Genomic DNA, 13,067 nt, shown 5'->3' on the forward strand with positions numbered 1-13,067 from the left:
CCGGCCGCGCTGGAGCAGGTCGACCGCTGGTCGCGGCATGTGTTCCGCTGCGGCTTCGCGCTGGCGGAGGCGCTCCCCGAAGTGGAGCTGGACTCGATCGTGCTGCGCTGGCTGACGCGATTCTTCCCGGAGAACGACGCCGAGCGCGACCTGCGCGCCCGGTACGTCGAACGAGTTCGCGCGGCTGCCCGGCGCGAGGAAGGAGCAACAGGATGAGCCAGACGGTCACCGAGGTGCTGCAGGAGCTCGATGCGCATCGCGAGCGCTTCGAGGCGTTCTGCCGTTCGCTGAGCCCTGCGGAGCTTGAGCTGCCGGTCCCGGGGTCGACGTGGCTGGTGCGTGATTTCATCGCCCACCTGGCAACCATCGATGAGCCGATCGCTGAAATGTTCCGCGCGGTTCGACGCGGCGAAGATGCGGGGATTCGCACGGGCGACGGGACGCGCTTCGATGTCGACGACTGGAACGAGCGGCGAGTGCAGGAGCGGCGCCAGCTTCCCCTCGAGGCGTTGCTGGAAGAGGCCCGGGCCACGCGCGAGGCCCTGCGGCGCGACCTCGCCGCGCTCACCGAGGAGGACCTCCAGCGGACCATCCGCTTTGCCGGCGATGCGAAGCGGCCCCCGGCGGATGTGCCGCTCGGGCTCTACCTGCGGGGCTGGTGCAAGCACGACCCGATCCACGCGGCCGACATGGTGCGGGCGGTGCCGCATCACGCCCCGGAACTCGCCGACTGGCTGGACGACCCCATGGTGCGGCGCTATCAGGCGGCGATGAACCCGGGGAGCGCGGGATGAGCAGGATCGCGCTGCCGCGGGTGTTCGCGGGGGCGACCAGGGCACCGAAGCCGCCCGCCGACCTGGCCGAATGTGCCGATACGTGGCGCCAGACCGGGTTCGTGCTCGGCGACGAGGTCGAGCACGTGGTCGCGGGCCTCCGGCTGGAGGGCGAGCACGCCACCGCCGCCGCCGGGTCGCGCTTTCGCACGCCTGCTGTGGCCTCAGCGATGGGGCCGTGGTCGCGGAGCTGGCTTGCGCGGCTGCAGGCGCTCCATGCCATGGAGTGGGGCGATTACTCCTCCGCGGTGCTGCTGGTCCGCGGCGCAGCCGATTTCCTCGCGGCGGCGTGTTCGCTGCTCGAGAGCGGCGGCGCGGAGTGGTCGGAGTGGCTGGCTGGCGGGGGCGTCCAGCTCGCGCCGGCGGAGCACGCGACGGAGTTTCGGCTGCACCCGTTCCGGTCGGCCGAGACGCTGGCCCGCCGGCCGGGCCTCGGAGAGGTGTACCGGGCGGCATCGGACCTTTCGCTGCCTCACCTGGGGGCAACCGCGCTGGTAACAGCCTCGGAATCGAACCCGGAACGGTACGCTGCGACCTTCGGCGACCGTGATTTCCATGTCGGGATGGCGGAGCTGGTGCTGGGCTGGCTGCTTCAGCTCGGCATGGAGGCGTGGCAGGCGGTCCGCGACGCCGGAGACCGCCTCCCGCCCCCGCCGGAGGGGGTCGAACGCTGGGTGGCCGATGCGCAGCGGATGCTCGCGCGCGCTGACCGTTGCCGGATGGAGCGGGTGGAGCACGGCGGCGAGCCCCGGATGCTGGTCGTCAACTGGCGGCGGGAGCCGCGCTCGGCGCCGAAACGGATCCTCCTCTGAACCTGGCGCGGGTCTGCATGCTCGCGCGGGTGTAGCATGCGCGCATGCGAATCCTTGCGGCAGTGATGCTTGGGTCGGTGCTTCTCCTGCCCGGCTGCTTTGGCGGCGGGGGTGACCAGGCGGAACCGGTCGGCACCGGCAGCGATGAGGAGTACCTCCGGGCGATTTGCGTCGGGATCGACAACTTCACCGACGCGCTGCTGAGTGCCACCACCGCCGATGAGATTGGGAGAGTGGTTCGCGAGTTCGTCGCGACAATGAAGGCTATCGACCCACCGCCGGACCTCGCGAAGTACAACCAGCAGTTCGTGGCCTACCTCGAGGAAGCGCTGGCGGATCCCACGTCGCTGGTGACCAAGCCGCCGCCCCTCCCGCCGGATGATGCGCGCCGCCGGCTGGCCGCGCTCGAACCGCAGATCGCAGAGTGCCGGGAACCGACGTTTTTCAGCAGGGGGCTGGAACCGACGCCTGCACCGTGAAAGGCGACAGGGGGATATACTGGCGCAAACCCGGAGCACCCGGACCGAGGGGACGTATGCCGACACCGTACGCGTATTTCCAGGGCAAAATCGTGCCGCTCAGCGAGGCAAAGATCGGCGTGATGACCCACGCCTTCAACTACGGGACGGCGGTATTCGAGGGCATCCGCGGGAACTGGAACCCCGATGACCAAACGACGTACCTCTTCCGGCTTCGGGAGCATTTCGAGCGGCTGCAGCAGAGCGCCAAGATCCTGATGCTCCAGATGCACGACAGCGTCGACCGACTGTGCGAAATTGCCGTCGAGCTCGTAGAGCGGAGCGGCTACACGGAGGATGTGTACCTGCGCCCGATGGTGTACCTCTCGAGCGAGCAGCTCGGGGTGCGCCTCCACAACCTCGAGAGCGACACGCTCATCTTCCTGACGCCGTTCCCGGCCTACCTGCCGGAGGTCGCCCGCTGCCACACCAGCACCTGGCGGCGCGTGCAGGACACCGGCATCCCGCCGCGCGCCAAGGTGACCGGCATCTACGTCAACTCTGCCCTGGCCAAGACCGAGGCGAACGCCAACGGGTTCGACGAGGCGATCATGCTCAACGAAAACGGCCACGTTTCGGAGGGCAGCGGCGAGAACATCTTCATGGTCCGGCATGGGAAGCTGATCACGCCCACGCCGGCGGACAACGTGCTCGAGGGCATCACGGCGAAGAGCGTGATCGAGCTGGCCAGGAACGAGCTCGGCATCGAGCTGGTGGAGCGCGAGATCGACCGCACGGAGCTGTACATCGCCGATGAGGTGTTCATGACCGGCACCGCGGCGCACCTTACGCCCGTTGTTGAAGTCGACCGACGGCCGGTCGGCGATGGGCGCATCGGTCCGATCACCAGCAAGCTGAGCGCGCTCTTCTACGACTGCATCCGGGGCAAGAACGAGAAGTACCGCAAATGGTGCACGCCGGCGCGGGCCCGCGTCACCCCCTGAGCGCGACCGTATTCCAGCCCCCGCGGGCGCTCGGCGTCATCGTGGCTGGCGCCTTTGCGGCGTGGGCGTTCGCCGTTGCTTTCCTGAGCGGCAGCGTGGCCTCTGGGGCCGACCCGAGCTTCAAGACGTTCCTTGCGTGGGGAGCGGCCGCCGCAGCCACCGGGCTCGGCATCATGTTCGCGGCGTGGGCGTACGCCCTGTTTACGCTGGCGTACGTGGTCGACAACGGGGAGCTGCAGATTCGCTGGGGATTTCGGCGGGTCGTGGTCCCCATCGGTGCGGTTCAGCGGCTCGTCCCGGGCCGGACACTCGACCCGCCGGAGGTGAGCGGCCTGAACTGGTGGGGATGCCACATTGGTTCGGGCGCTGTCCGCCGCGTCGGCTATGTCCTCTTCTACTCCACCCATTCGAGCCCGGACGAGCTGCTGTATGTCGTTACCGACGGCGAGGTGTACGGGCTGACCGTAACCGACCAGGCTGCGTTCGCGGAAGCGATCCAGGCGCGGGCGAGCGTCGCACCGTTCGAGGCGTACCCGATGCAGCGCTCCGAGGCGCTGGGGCCGGCTGCCCTGCCGTTCTGGCGCGACCGGACGGCGATGGCTGGCGTGGCGGTTGCGGCCGCGCTCTGCGCGGTCGTAGCGGGCTACGTCTTCACCTCCTACCCCGGGCTGCCGCAGGTGGTCGAGCTATCGTTCCCAGAGCTGGGCGGCATCGTGCGCGTTGGGGACAGGTCGGAAATCCTCGGCATCGCGTACCTCGCGGTGGGGGTACTGGCGGCGAATTCCGTCGCCGGGGTGGTGCTGCATGCATTCGAACGGGCGGCGGGCCTGTGGCTGATCGCGGCCGGGGCGATGCTGCAGGCGGTGCTCCTCGGCGCGGCGCTGGTAGCCCTTTCCACGGCCGGCTGATGCGCGGAGGCGTCGGCCGCGGTAGGATTTTGCGCAGGCCCCCGTAGCTCAGCGGATAGAGTGTCGGCCTCCGGAGCCGAAGGCGCAGGTTCGATTCCTGCCGGGGGTACCACCTGTTCCCCTGCAGCCGAAGTCAATCAGCGCCCCGAGAGGATGGCCGCGAGCAGCTCCGGGTCGATGTTGCCGCCCGAGAGCACCACGCCCACCCGCTTTCCCTCGATTCCGGGCACCGCGCCTGCCATGAGCGCCGCCACACCGAGCGCGCCCGAGGGTTCGACCACGGTCTTCACGCGCAGGCAGAGGAAACGGACCGCCTCCCGGATGCGGTCATCGGGCGCCGTAACCACGTCGTCGACCAGGCGAGAGACAACGGCGAACGTGAGCTGACCCGGCTCCCGTGTGCGGACGCCATCGGCGATCGTCGTGGGCGGGGGAATCTGCACCGGGCGCCCGACGCGGAGGCTCTGGACCCAATCATCGGCCCCGACCGGTTCGACGCCGTAGATGCGCGTGCGCGGGCTGAGGGCGCGCACGACGGTCGCGACGCCCGAGAGCAGGCCTCCCCCGCCGAGGGGCACCACCACGGCATCCAGCGGCCCCGTTTCGGCGAGCAGCTCGAGGGCGACGGTGCCCTGACCGGCCATCACGAACGGGTCATCGAAGGCGGGTACGACGACCGCGCCCGTGGTCTCAGCGTGTTCACGCACCGCGTCGGCGGGAAGCACGCGGGAGCGGTCGTAGAAGACCACCTCCGCGCCGTAGCCCCGGGTGGCCTCAACCTTGGTCAGCGGGGCGTCGGACGGCATGAAGATGGTTGCCCCGATTCCCAGCAGCCGGGCCGCCAGTGCGACCCCCTGGGCGTGGTTGCCGCTCGAGGCCGCGACCACCCCGCGTGCGCGCTCTTCGGGAGTGAGCGCGGCAATCCGGTTGTACGCACCGCGAATCTTGAAAGCCCCCACGCGCTGTTCGTTTTCGCATTTCAGGTACACGCGACAGCCCGCCAGCACGTCGAGCTGCCGCGACCGGCGCACCGGGGTGCGATGGACCACCGGCGCGATACGCGTCGCTGCGTCGAGCACGTCGCGGAACGAGATGGACAGGTCGGTCATGCGGTCAGCCTACGGGCTGCCGCGCGCCGCTGCCAGCCGACCGCAGCGCGCGGTATCATGCAGGCGGCGGGGGCAAGGAGCATCGACGATGGCTGTTGCCGGTCGTCGTCTTCCGCCCGGTGCCCCGGGCGAGCGGGTCGCGCTCGTTGCGCTCTTGGGTGCTGTGGCAGCCGTCGCGGCGTCGTTCGTCTACCTTGTCTCGGTCATTTCGGCGGAACTGGCTGACCCCGCGCAGGCGCCCGAGGCAGCGGCGAACCACCCGTCGAGCGCCAGGACCGCGGACACTGGCCGGTCGGCACCGGGGATAGCGGGCTCCGCCGGCTCCCCGGCAGGCGCGATCGAGCGGGCGCTGGAGCGTGCGCTTTCCCCCGAGGAGCTTGCGACCGCCGGCGTCGCGGTGGTCGATCTCCGCGGGGATCTGCTCGGGGGCATCAACCCGGACCGGGCCGGGTACGCGGCCTCGACGTTCAAGCTGGCCATCCTCTACGAGGCCGAGCGGCGGATCTCGGCGGGCGAACTGCGGTACACAGACGCGGTCCCCATCACCGACGAGGCGCTCGCGGAAGACCTCGGCACCTTCGAACGGGTCGGCCAGCCCGCAGAAGACGGGACCCTCCTGCTGGGGACGCTGCTGGAGGCGATGATCACGTTCTCCGACAACACCTCGGCGGTGGCCCTGCTGCGCTTTCTCGGGGCTGGCGCGGTGGATGCGGCGCTGCTGGACCTGGGCATCGAAGGCATGTCGGTCAACAGCCGGGAACTGCCCGCGACGCCGCTCGCGCTGGCGCAGCTGGCAGCAGCAATTGCCCGGGGCGAGGGCCTGGCGCCCGAGCAGCGGGACCACGCCCTGGGCCTGCTCGCGGCGCAGGAAGTCCGGGCCGGCATCCCCGCGGGGCTGGAAGCCTCCGACGGCATCGGTTACCTCGGCAACAAGACCGGCACCTGGCCGGGGGTAACCCGGGATGTCGCCATCGTGCAGGTGGATGGCGAATGGTTCGCCGTGGCGGTGATGGTCGATGGCGACTGGAACTGGGAGCTGGTACAGCGGATCGCCCGCGCAATTCACGAAGGTTTGACAGCGAGGTAACGCGCTTCGCTGGCAGGGACAGCGGCGCAGGCGCCAACATTGGCGGTCGATGCAGGGCGCACCGCAGCGACCCTCGAGCCTTGGGCGCAGCTGGCTCGCCGCGCTGTTCGCGACGCTCGGCGTCGTCCTGTTCGGCGCAGCGGTGGCCACGGCCATGGCCGTAGAACCGGCAGGTGAGGCGTCGCCACAGCTGACCAGCCCGTTCATGGCAACGATTTCGGGGCCGCCGGCGCGACCGCTGACGCTGGACGAGCTCGACCGCTACGCTGCCCTCGCAGGCTGGCCGAACGAGCCCGGCTGGTGGCCGGAGATGCGCCGCATCGTGTTGTGCGAGACGGCCTCGCTCGACCCGCGGGCGTTCAACCCGGATGACCCGAACGGCGGCAGCTTCGGCCTGGCCCAACTGAACGGGCGCTACCACTTCGACCGCGCCGGGGAGGATTTCCGGAGGTGGTCGGACCCGGTGGTCAACCTGCGAACCGCGCTCTGGCTGCGGACCGTCCGGGGGCGGTTCGGCGGGGAAGGCGGGTGGGCGAACTGCGCGGCGCTACTGGGGATACACTAGGAACACCCCCAGGCGTGGAGAAGCCGATGTTCGTTGCGATGAACCAGTTCAAGGTCAACCCCGGACGCGAGGCCGAATTCGAAGAGGGATGGCGGACCCGTGAGAGCTACCTGCACGAGGTTCCCGGTTTCGTGCATTTCGCGCTCCTTAAGGGTGACGAACCCGGCGATTACATCTCGCACACCATCTGGGAGTCCCGCCAGGCGTTCGTCCAGTGGACCCAATCAGACGCGTTTCGCCGGGCCCACGCGGGCGGGATGCCCGAAGGCATCCTGGCCGGGCACCCGCGGGCGCGGTTCTACGAGGCAGTCCTGACGCAAGGCGGCCGTGTCCCGGCGCTCAATGACTGAGCCAGCTGGTCTCCCGCCGCTTCGACCGGAGTACTTCGTTCGCCAGGACGAGGGCGATGACAGGGACTTCTACCGGGAGCCCCGGCTTGTTACCCACATCGACGATGCGGCGATTGCGGCGCTGACGGCGTTCTACCGGGCCATCCTCGAGCCCGGGTCGCGCGTTCTCGACCTCATGTCGAGCTGGGTCTCGCATCTGCCCTCGGACGTTCGCTTCGAGTCCGTTGCCGGGCTCGGAATGAACGCCGTCGAACTCGACAATAACCCGAGGCTCACGGAGCGCGTGGTGCAGGACCTGAACACAGACCCGGCGCTGCCGTGGCCCGATGCCTCCTTCGATGCCGTGCTCTGCGCGGTTTCGGTGCAGTATCTGATCCGACCGGCAGAAGTCTTCGCGGAAGTGGCCCGCGTCCTGAAACCGGGCGGTGCTTTTGTCGCCAGCTATTCGAACCGCTGCTTCCCGACGAAGGCCGTGGCGGCGTGGCTCGCCCTCAGCGACCGCGATCGGGCGGAGCTTATCGGCCTCTACCTTGCGCATGCCGGCGGGTTCGAGCGGCCGCGGGCGTTCGACCTGAGCCCGGGACCCGGCACCGACCTGCTCTACGCTGTCGTGGCGCTCAGGTCGGCGGGGCGGCCGGCATGACGTGGAGGTGCTCGGGCGGGAGTTCGATGGTCCACTCCCCGGCTGCGGCGATCCCGAGCACATCGTAGGGGCGGGCGGCGAGCTCGCAGGTCAGCCGCGGACCGGCCGCAAGGGGCTCGAAGACGAGGGTGTGGGCGGCACCGTAATCCAGGTCTTCGGCCACCCGCGCGGGGAAGGCGTTGATGCCCGGGTCGCTGCGGCGCACGATGACGCGCTCGGGCCGAATGGTAAGGTCCACCGGGTCGCCGGGGGCCGGGTCGCCGGCAGAGCTCCGCGCGCGGAGGACGAGGCCGTGCGACTCGACCAGGAGGTTCTGGCCGTCCCGGGCGCGGACGACGCCGGGGAAGACGTTCACCGCGCCGAGCAGGAGCGCGACCCGCCGGTTTGCGGGCGCCCGAAAGACGGTTTCCCGCTGGCCGCACTGGAGGATTGTTCCCCCATCGAGCACAACGAGCTGGTCGGCGAGGAGGTGGGCCTCGCGCAGGTCGTGGGTCACGAAGAGGATGGTGAGCTCCTGTTCGGTCGCGAGGCGCCGCAGGATAGCGCGCAGCCCCTGCCGGAGGGACTCATCGAGCGCGGAGAACGGCTCATCGAGGAGAAGCAGCCGGTGGCCCGGCGCCAGGGCGCGGGCCAGTGCGATGCGCTGGGCCTGCCCGCCGCTGAGCGTCCCGACCCGGCGCGATTCGAAGCCGGGCAGCCCGACGCGCTCGAGCCACTGGCGCACGCGGGTCGCACGCTCGGCGCGCGGGATGCCCCGCAGTCCGAACGCGACATTCCCGGCGACATCGAGGAACGGGAGCAGGGCGGGATGCTGCCCGGCAAAGCCGAGGCGGCGACGGTGCGGCGGGCAGTCGATACCGGCGGAGCGGTCGAAGAGGACCGTGTCGTCGAATGTCACCCGACCGGAGCGCGGCCGCGTGAGGCCGGCGATGGCGCGCAGCGTGAGCGACTTCCCGGAACCGGAGGGGCCGAACAGCACAGTGATGCCAGGCCCGGCCTCGACATGCACCTCGAGGCTGAAGCTCCCGGCGCGCAGGGCGAAGTCGGCGGCCAGCCCCCTCACGGCTGTGCTCCTTTGACCGCCCGCCCGAGCAGGAGGGTGAGCGCCAGGATCAGGACGAACCCGATGGCGAGCGCTACGAGGGCAAGTTCGTGGGCCCGGGCGTCGTTGCCGGCCTGGGTGGCGTCGTAGATGGCCGCCGGGAGGGTCTGGGTGCGGCCGGGGATGCTGGCGGCAACGATGACGGTGGCGCCGAATTCGCCGAGGCAGCGGGCGAAAGCGATCACGCAGGCAGCAAGCAGGGAGCGCCACGCCAGGGGCAGGACAACCAGCAGGAACGCCCGCGGCGGCGAGACCATCGTGCGGGCGGTTAGGAGCAGGTCCTCGTCGAGCTGCTCGAAGCCGGCGATTGCGGTGCGGACGAACAGCGGCAGTGCTACGACCGCCGCGGCGATGGCTGCTCCCGGCCAGGTGAAGACCAGCTGCAGGCCAACCGTATCGAGCAAGAACCGGCCGGTGGGGCTTTCGCGGCCGAGCAACCAGAGCAGGTAGTAGCCCACGGCCGTCGGGGGGAGCGCGAGTGGAAGCAGCGTCACCGCAGAAACGGCGGCCGCGAGCGGGCGCGGAGCGCGGGCCACGGCCCATGCCAGCGGGGTGCCGATGAGCGCGCACACGATCGTCCCGAACGTCGCGACCAGCAGCGAGATGCGGACCGCGTCAAGCGTGGCCTCGCTCACGGCGTCCCCGCGGGTTCGAAGCCGTAGCGCTGCAGCACCGCCTGCCCCGGCGCGTCGAGCAGGTACTGGAGCAGGCAGCGGGCCGTTCGTTCTGCGCCGCTCCCGGCGATGACCGCCCCGGCCTGTTCGATAGGCTCGTGCAGGGCCGCATCCACCAGGTGCACCGCCTGCCGCGCCCCGGGCGGGATGAGCGCGAGGGCGACGAGCCCTGCGTCGGCATTGCCCGTTTCGACATAGTCGAGGGCCTGGCGGACGTTTTCGGCGATGACGAGGCGCGTTTCCACGGCGGCCAGAGTTCCCGAGCGTTCCAGCGCCTGCCGGGCAGCCCGTCCGTACGGTGCATGCTGCGGGTTGGCGATGGCGATCGACCGGTAGGGACCGTCTACGAGTGCCCCGGGCGAACCGGGGACGGGGAGGCCATCGCGCACCACCAGCGCCAGCCGTCCGCGCCCGTAGAGGGCGAGGCCGCCGGGCGCGACCCGGCCCTTCGCGGCGAGCTGTTCGGGGTACTGACGGTCGGCGGAGAGGAAGAGGGCGAAGGGGGCCCCGGCGGCGATTTGCTGACTGAGCTGCCCGGATGAGCCGTAGGTGACGGTGACCGCAGTCTGGCAGGCGCCTTCGAGGGCGGGCCGCAGCTCCTCGAGCGCGCCGCGGAGGTCGCTGGCGGCGGCGACGTTCACGCGCGGCGTGGTTCCTTCATCCGGGGCCGCGCCGGCGGCCACGTTCGTGACCCATTCGACCCCGTCGCCCGCGGGCGATTCTTCGGTCGATGGCGAGCCGCAGGCCGCAGCCAGCCCGGCGACGAGGCACACCATGGCGAGCAGGCGGCCCGCCGTGCTCCCTCCGCGGCGCGGGCGGCATGCCCATGCCCGGCGCGGGGCACAGGTCGCGGCGAGGAGCCGGTGGAGTGCGGGGATCCAGGTCACGGGCTGAGTATCAGGCTGCGCACCATGGCGGCCAAGGGCGGCATCGGCCGATGCTAAAGCACCATCGGCTCGCGGCGGGTGAACTCGTAGAGCATGGCCGGCCGGTGGGGTCCCTGCTTTTCGTAGCTGTCCGTCGGCCGGACGATGCCCAGTCCGACCACCCTTCGCCGGAAGTTCCGCTTGTCGAGGCGTTCGCCGAGGATGGCCTCGTACGTCTGCTGCATCCGGGTGAGGGTGAACCGTTCGGGCAGCAGGCTGTAGACCACGTTGGTGTACTCGAGCTTCCCGCGGAGGCGCTTCTCGGCGTAGGCGATGACCCGGTCGTTCTCAAAGGCGAGCGGCGGGAGCGAGCGAACCGGGTGCCAGGCGGGCCGCCACTCGCTCTCCGGGCGCAGGCGGGCCCGGCCGCTGTCGACCAGGGCGAAGTAGGAGACGACCGCCTCTGCGCGTCCCCGGCCGAGCCGGTCGAACGTGTAAAGCTGTTCGAGGAACACGTCGGCGACGCCGGTTTCATCGGCCAGCTTGCGCTTCGCCGCCGCATCGAGCGTTTCGCCCTCAAGGAGGAGGCCGCCGGGGAGCGCCCATTGGCCCCGGCACGGTTCGGCAGCGCGCTCGATGAGGAGCACGTTGAGCCGGTCGCTCCGGACCGTGAAGATGACCAGCACCACGGCGACTGGCACACGCGCAGTGTAGCGGCCCCGCGATAAGGGCCCACCGCGGGGTTCTGCGGATGACCGAATCGGCCGGTGAACCGTAGAATGAAGGTCCGGCGTACCCGGAGGGGTCGCATAGTGGTCTAGTGCGCCCGCCTGCTAAGCGGGTTCCGGGGTAACTCGGTCGAGGGTTCGAATCCCTCCCCCTCCGCCACTCCCGGTTTCAACGATGCCTGCGCGGTACTACCTCTGGACGGTCGGATGTCAGATGAACAAGGCGGACAGCGAAAAGCTGGCCGCCGGTCTCCAGCGCCTCGGCCTCAAACCGACGGACCGGATGGAGCGGGCCGATATCATCGTGCTGAACACGTGCAGCGTGCGCCAGCACGCCGAAGACCGGGCGTATTCGAAGCTGGGGCGCATTCGCCAGCTGAAGGCCGAGCGCCCCGGCGTGAAGGTCGCGGTGATGGGCTGCATGGTCGGCCTGAAAACGGACGAGCTCGAGCGGCGCTTCCCGCAGGTCGATGTTTTCGCGCGGCCGCAGCAGTTCGAGCCGATCATGGCGCTGGTCGAAGAGCCGGCGGAGGACCTGGGCGGCGAATTCTGGCCCACCACCTACGCCATCCCGAACGGCCCGACCGCCTACGTTCCGGTCGTCCACGGATGCAACAAGTTCTGCACCTACTGCATCGTGCCGTACCGGCGAGGGCGGGAGAAGAGCCGGCCGATCACCGAGATCGTGCGCGAAGTCGCCTACCTCACGGCGCACGGGGTGCGGGAGGTGACCCTGCTCGGCCAGACCGTTGAGGCCTACGGCCACGACCTCCCCGACCAGCCCGACCTGGGCGACCTGATGCGCGCGCTGAGCGAGCTGGAGCGGCTCGACCGCATCCGCTTCCTGACCTCGTATCCGAAGGACATGACGCCCCGCATCCTCGAGGCCGTGGCGCAACTGCCCAAAGTGATGGAGTGCTTCTCGCTGCCCGTCCAGGCAGGCAGCAATGCGGTGCTCGAATCGATGCGGCGCGGGTACACGCGCGAGGAGTACCTCGACAAGATTCGCGAGGTGCGCTCGCTGATGCCGGATGCCGGCATTACCACCGATGTCATCGTCGGCTACCCCGGAGAGACCGAGGAGGACTTCGAGCAGACGCTCTCACTGCTCGAGGAGGTTCGCTTCGACAAGGTCCACGTGGCGGCGTATTCGCCACGGCCGGGCACGATCGCCTGGCGGAAGCTCCCGGACGACGTGCCGACCGAGGTCAAGTCGGAGCGCCTGCACCGGGTCGAGGCGCTGGAGGCGCGCATCTCCGAAGAGCTCAACCGGCGCTACGTCGGCACCGTGCAGGAGATCCTGGTCGAGGGTGTGCGCAACGGGCAGCCATTCGGGCGCACCCGCACCGGGAAGCTAACGCACCTCGATGCCCCGGCGCGCGTCGGCGAGCTGGTCGAGGTGCGCATCGAGCATGCGGGGCCGTTCTCACTGCGCGGCGTCCCGGTCGATGCCCTCGCGCTCGTGTAGCCCGTCCTGCCCGGGTCCGTTGCCCTGTTCGCTGCGTCGCACGCCATAGCAGACGGCCGGGGGAGTTACCGTCCGGTGGTTTGACCGCCGTCAACGTGTCGCCATCCAAACGAAAAAGAGGCCCACGAGTGTGGGCCTCTTCGCGCTGGTCAGGGTGGTGGAGCTGAGGGGATTCGAACCCCTTACCTCAACACTGCCAGTGTTGCGCTCTCCCGATTGAGCTACAGCCCCGGCCGCTACATGAGCGATGGTACCAGCACCCGCAGTTGCGCGCCAAACCGGACCCGTTCGAACGCTTAGTGGCGGGTGCGCGGGTCGAGGGCGTCGCGCAGGCCGTCGCCGAGGAAGGTGAAGCAGAGCATGAGCAGGGCGACCATCAGGGTCGGCCAGATGAGCTGCACCTGGTGCACCTGGATGGTGTCGAGGCCCGCGCCGATGAGCGAGCCGAGGCTGGCGTCGG

16 protein-coding genes and 3 tRNA genes are annotated in these 13,067 nt (G+C 69.9%); 13 read left to right on the forward strand and 6 right to left on the reverse strand.

Translation table 11 applies throughout. The features are described 5' to 3' along the window. The 7 genes from VAE46_RS10955 to VAE46_RS10985 all read left to right on the forward strand — a co-directional run. The coding region (locus tag VAE46_RS10955; RefSeq protein ID WP_322796973.1) for a hypothetical protein at positions 1–216 on the forward strand (216 nt) is incomplete at its 5' end. Then, positions 213–794, forward strand: a complete 582-nt coding sequence (locus VAE46_RS10960) for a DinB family protein (protein ID WP_322796974.1) — start codon at positions 213–215, stop codon at positions 792–794. The genes VAE46_RS10955 and VAE46_RS10960, both read left to right, overlap by 4 nt. Continuing rightward, positions 791–1,645, forward strand: a complete 855-nt coding sequence (locus VAE46_RS10965; protein WP_322796975.1) for a hypothetical protein — start codon at positions 791–793, stop codon at positions 1,643–1,645. Before VAE46_RS10960 ends, VAE46_RS10965 begins: the two co-directional genes overlap by 4 nt. Positions 1,646–1,689: 44 nt before the next feature. Further along, the gene (locus VAE46_RS10970) at positions 1,690–2,124 is read left to right on the forward strand and encodes a hypothetical protein (protein WP_322796976.1); all 435 of its coding nucleotides are present in this window, start codon (positions 1,690–1,692) and stop codon (positions 2,122–2,124) included. A 56-nt stretch (positions 2,125–2,180) separates the two neighbouring features. Further along, positions 2,181–3,107, forward strand: coding sequence for a branched-chain amino acid transaminase (locus tag VAE46_RS10975; protein ID WP_322796977.1), 927 nt, complete (start codon positions 2,181–2,183; stop codon positions 3,105–3,107). Then, positions 3,071–4,015, forward strand: coding sequence for a PH domain-containing protein (locus VAE46_RS10980; RefSeq protein ID WP_322796978.1), 945 nt, complete (start codon positions 3,071–3,073; stop codon positions 4,013–4,015). The genes VAE46_RS10975 and VAE46_RS10980 overlap by 37 nt, the downstream gene beginning before the upstream one ends. 37 nt (positions 4,016–4,052) lie before the next feature. Next, positions 4,053–4,127, forward strand: a tRNA-Arg gene (locus tag VAE46_RS10985). A 25-nt stretch (positions 4,128–4,152) separates the two neighbouring features. Here the strand turns inward: VAE46_RS10985 and VAE46_RS10990 are convergent. After that, on the reverse strand, positions 4,153–5,124 hold the full coding sequence (locus VAE46_RS10990) for a threonine/serine dehydratase (RefSeq protein WP_322796979.1): 972 nt from the start codon (positions 5,122–5,124) through the stop codon (positions 4,153–4,155). An 88-nt stretch (positions 5,125–5,212) separates the two neighbouring features. Between VAE46_RS10990 and VAE46_RS10995 the strand changes: the two genes are divergently transcribed. From VAE46_RS10995 to VAE46_RS11010, 4 genes are read left to right on the forward strand one after another with little or no spacing between them, the layout of a single operon-like run. Next, positions 5,213–6,211, forward strand: a complete 999-nt coding sequence (locus VAE46_RS10995) for a serine hydrolase (protein WP_322796980.1) — start codon at positions 5,213–5,215, stop codon at positions 6,209–6,211. A 49-nt stretch (positions 6,212–6,260) separates the two neighbouring features. Then, positions 6,261–6,776 (forward strand): hypothetical protein, encoded by a 516-nt coding sequence (locus VAE46_RS11000; RefSeq protein WP_322796981.1) that lies wholly within the window; start codon positions 6,261–6,263, stop codon positions 6,774–6,776. Between the two features lie 26 nt (positions 6,777–6,802). Then, positions 6,803–7,126: an antibiotic biosynthesis monooxygenase gene (locus VAE46_RS11005; protein WP_322796982.1), complete on the forward strand. Its 324-nt coding sequence runs from the start codon at positions 6,803–6,805 to the stop codon at positions 7,124–7,126. After that, on the forward strand, positions 7,119–7,769 hold the full coding sequence (locus tag VAE46_RS11010; RefSeq protein WP_322796983.1) for a class I SAM-dependent methyltransferase: 651 nt from the start codon (positions 7,119–7,121) through the stop codon (positions 7,767–7,769). Before VAE46_RS11005 ends, VAE46_RS11010 begins: the two co-directional genes overlap by 8 nt. Here VAE46_RS11010 and VAE46_RS11015 read toward each other — a convergent pair. The 4 genes from VAE46_RS11015 to VAE46_RS11030 are packed head-to-tail and all read right to left on the reverse strand — an operon-like array spanning position 7,744 to position 11,112. Next, positions 7,744–8,832, reverse strand: a complete 1,089-nt coding sequence (locus VAE46_RS11015) for an ABC transporter ATP-binding protein (RefSeq protein WP_322796984.1) — start codon at positions 8,830–8,832, stop codon at positions 7,744–7,746. The two genes, VAE46_RS11010 and VAE46_RS11015, sit on opposite strands and share 26 nt — an antisense overlap. After that, positions 8,829–9,506, reverse strand: coding sequence for a molybdate ABC transporter permease subunit (gene modB / locus VAE46_RS11020; RefSeq protein ID WP_322796985.1), 678 nt, complete (start codon positions 9,504–9,506; stop codon positions 8,829–8,831). Before modB ends, VAE46_RS11015 begins: the two co-directional genes overlap by 4 nt. Beyond that, on the reverse strand, positions 9,503–10,432 hold the full coding sequence (modA, locus tag VAE46_RS11025) for a molybdate ABC transporter substrate-binding protein (RefSeq protein WP_322796986.1): 930 nt from the start codon (positions 10,430–10,432) through the stop codon (positions 9,503–9,505). The genes modB and modA overlap by 4 nt, the downstream gene beginning before the upstream one ends. A 53-nt stretch (positions 10,433–10,485) precedes the next feature. Then, positions 10,486–11,112, reverse strand: a complete 627-nt coding sequence (locus VAE46_RS11030; RefSeq protein WP_322796987.1) for an NUDIX hydrolase — start codon at positions 11,110–11,112, stop codon at positions 10,486–10,488. Between the two features lie 97 nt (positions 11,113–11,209). Between VAE46_RS11030 and VAE46_RS11035 the strand changes: the two genes are divergently transcribed. Next, positions 11,210–11,299, forward strand: a tRNA-Ser gene (locus tag VAE46_RS11035). A gap of 15 nt (positions 11,300–11,314) precedes the next feature. Continuing rightward, positions 11,315–12,607, forward strand: a complete 1,293-nt coding sequence (gene miaB, locus VAE46_RS11040; protein WP_322796988.1) for a tRNA (N6-isopentenyl adenosine(37)-C2)-methylthiotransferase MiaB — start codon at positions 11,315–11,317, stop codon at positions 12,605–12,607. Between the two features lie 155 nt (positions 12,608–12,762). Here miaB and VAE46_RS11045 read toward each other — a convergent pair. Next, a tRNA-Ala gene (locus VAE46_RS11045) sits at positions 12,763–12,838 on the reverse strand. Positions 12,839–13,067: the final 229 nt, after the last annotated feature.

It is taken from the genome of Tepidiforma sp. (assembly GCF_034433535.1).
Taxonomy (GTDB): domain Bacteria; phylum Chloroflexota; class Dehalococcoidia; order Tepidiformales; family Tepidiformaceae; genus Tepidiforma.

Bases quoted from the DNA above. Each gene is read 5' to 3' on its own strand.
- VAE46_RS10960 (WP_322796974.1), top strand. From the start codon at position 213: ATGAGCCAGACGGTCACCGAGGTGCTGCAGGAGCTCGATGCGCATCGC.
- VAE46_RS10965 (WP_322796975.1), top strand. From the start codon at position 791: ATGAGCAGGATCGCGCTGCCGCGGGTGTTCGCGGGGGCGACCAGGGCA.
- VAE46_RS10970 (WP_322796976.1), top strand. From the start codon at position 1,690: ATGCGAATCCTTGCGGCAGTGATGCTTGGGTCGGTGCTTCTCCTGCCC.
- VAE46_RS10975 (WP_322796977.1), top strand. From the start codon at position 2,181: ATGCCGACACCGTACGCGTATTTCCAGGGCAAAATCGTGCCGCTCAGC.
- VAE46_RS10980 (WP_322796978.1), top strand. From the start codon at position 3,071: ATGGTGCACGCCGGCGCGGGCCCGCGTCACCCCCTGAGCGCGACCGTA.
- VAE46_RS10990 (WP_322796979.1), bottom strand. From the start codon at position 5,124: ATGACCGACCTGTCCATCTCGTTCCGCGACGTGCTCGACGCAGCGACG.
- VAE46_RS10995 (WP_322796980.1), top strand. From the start codon at position 5,213: ATGGCTGTTGCCGGTCGTCGTCTTCCGCCCGGTGCCCCGGGCGAGCGG.
- VAE46_RS11000 (WP_322796981.1), top strand. From the start codon at position 6,261: ATGCAGGGCGCACCGCAGCGACCCTCGAGCCTTGGGCGCAGCTGGCTC.
- VAE46_RS11005 (WP_322796982.1), top strand. From the start codon at position 6,803: ATGTTCGTTGCGATGAACCAGTTCAAGGTCAACCCCGGACGCGAGGCC.
- VAE46_RS11010 (WP_322796983.1), top strand. From the start codon at position 7,119: ATGACTGAGCCAGCTGGTCTCCCGCCGCTTCGACCGGAGTACTTCGTT.
- miaB (WP_322796988.1), top strand. From the start codon at position 11,315: ATGCCTGCGCGGTACTACCTCTGGACGGTCGGATGTCAGATGAACAAG.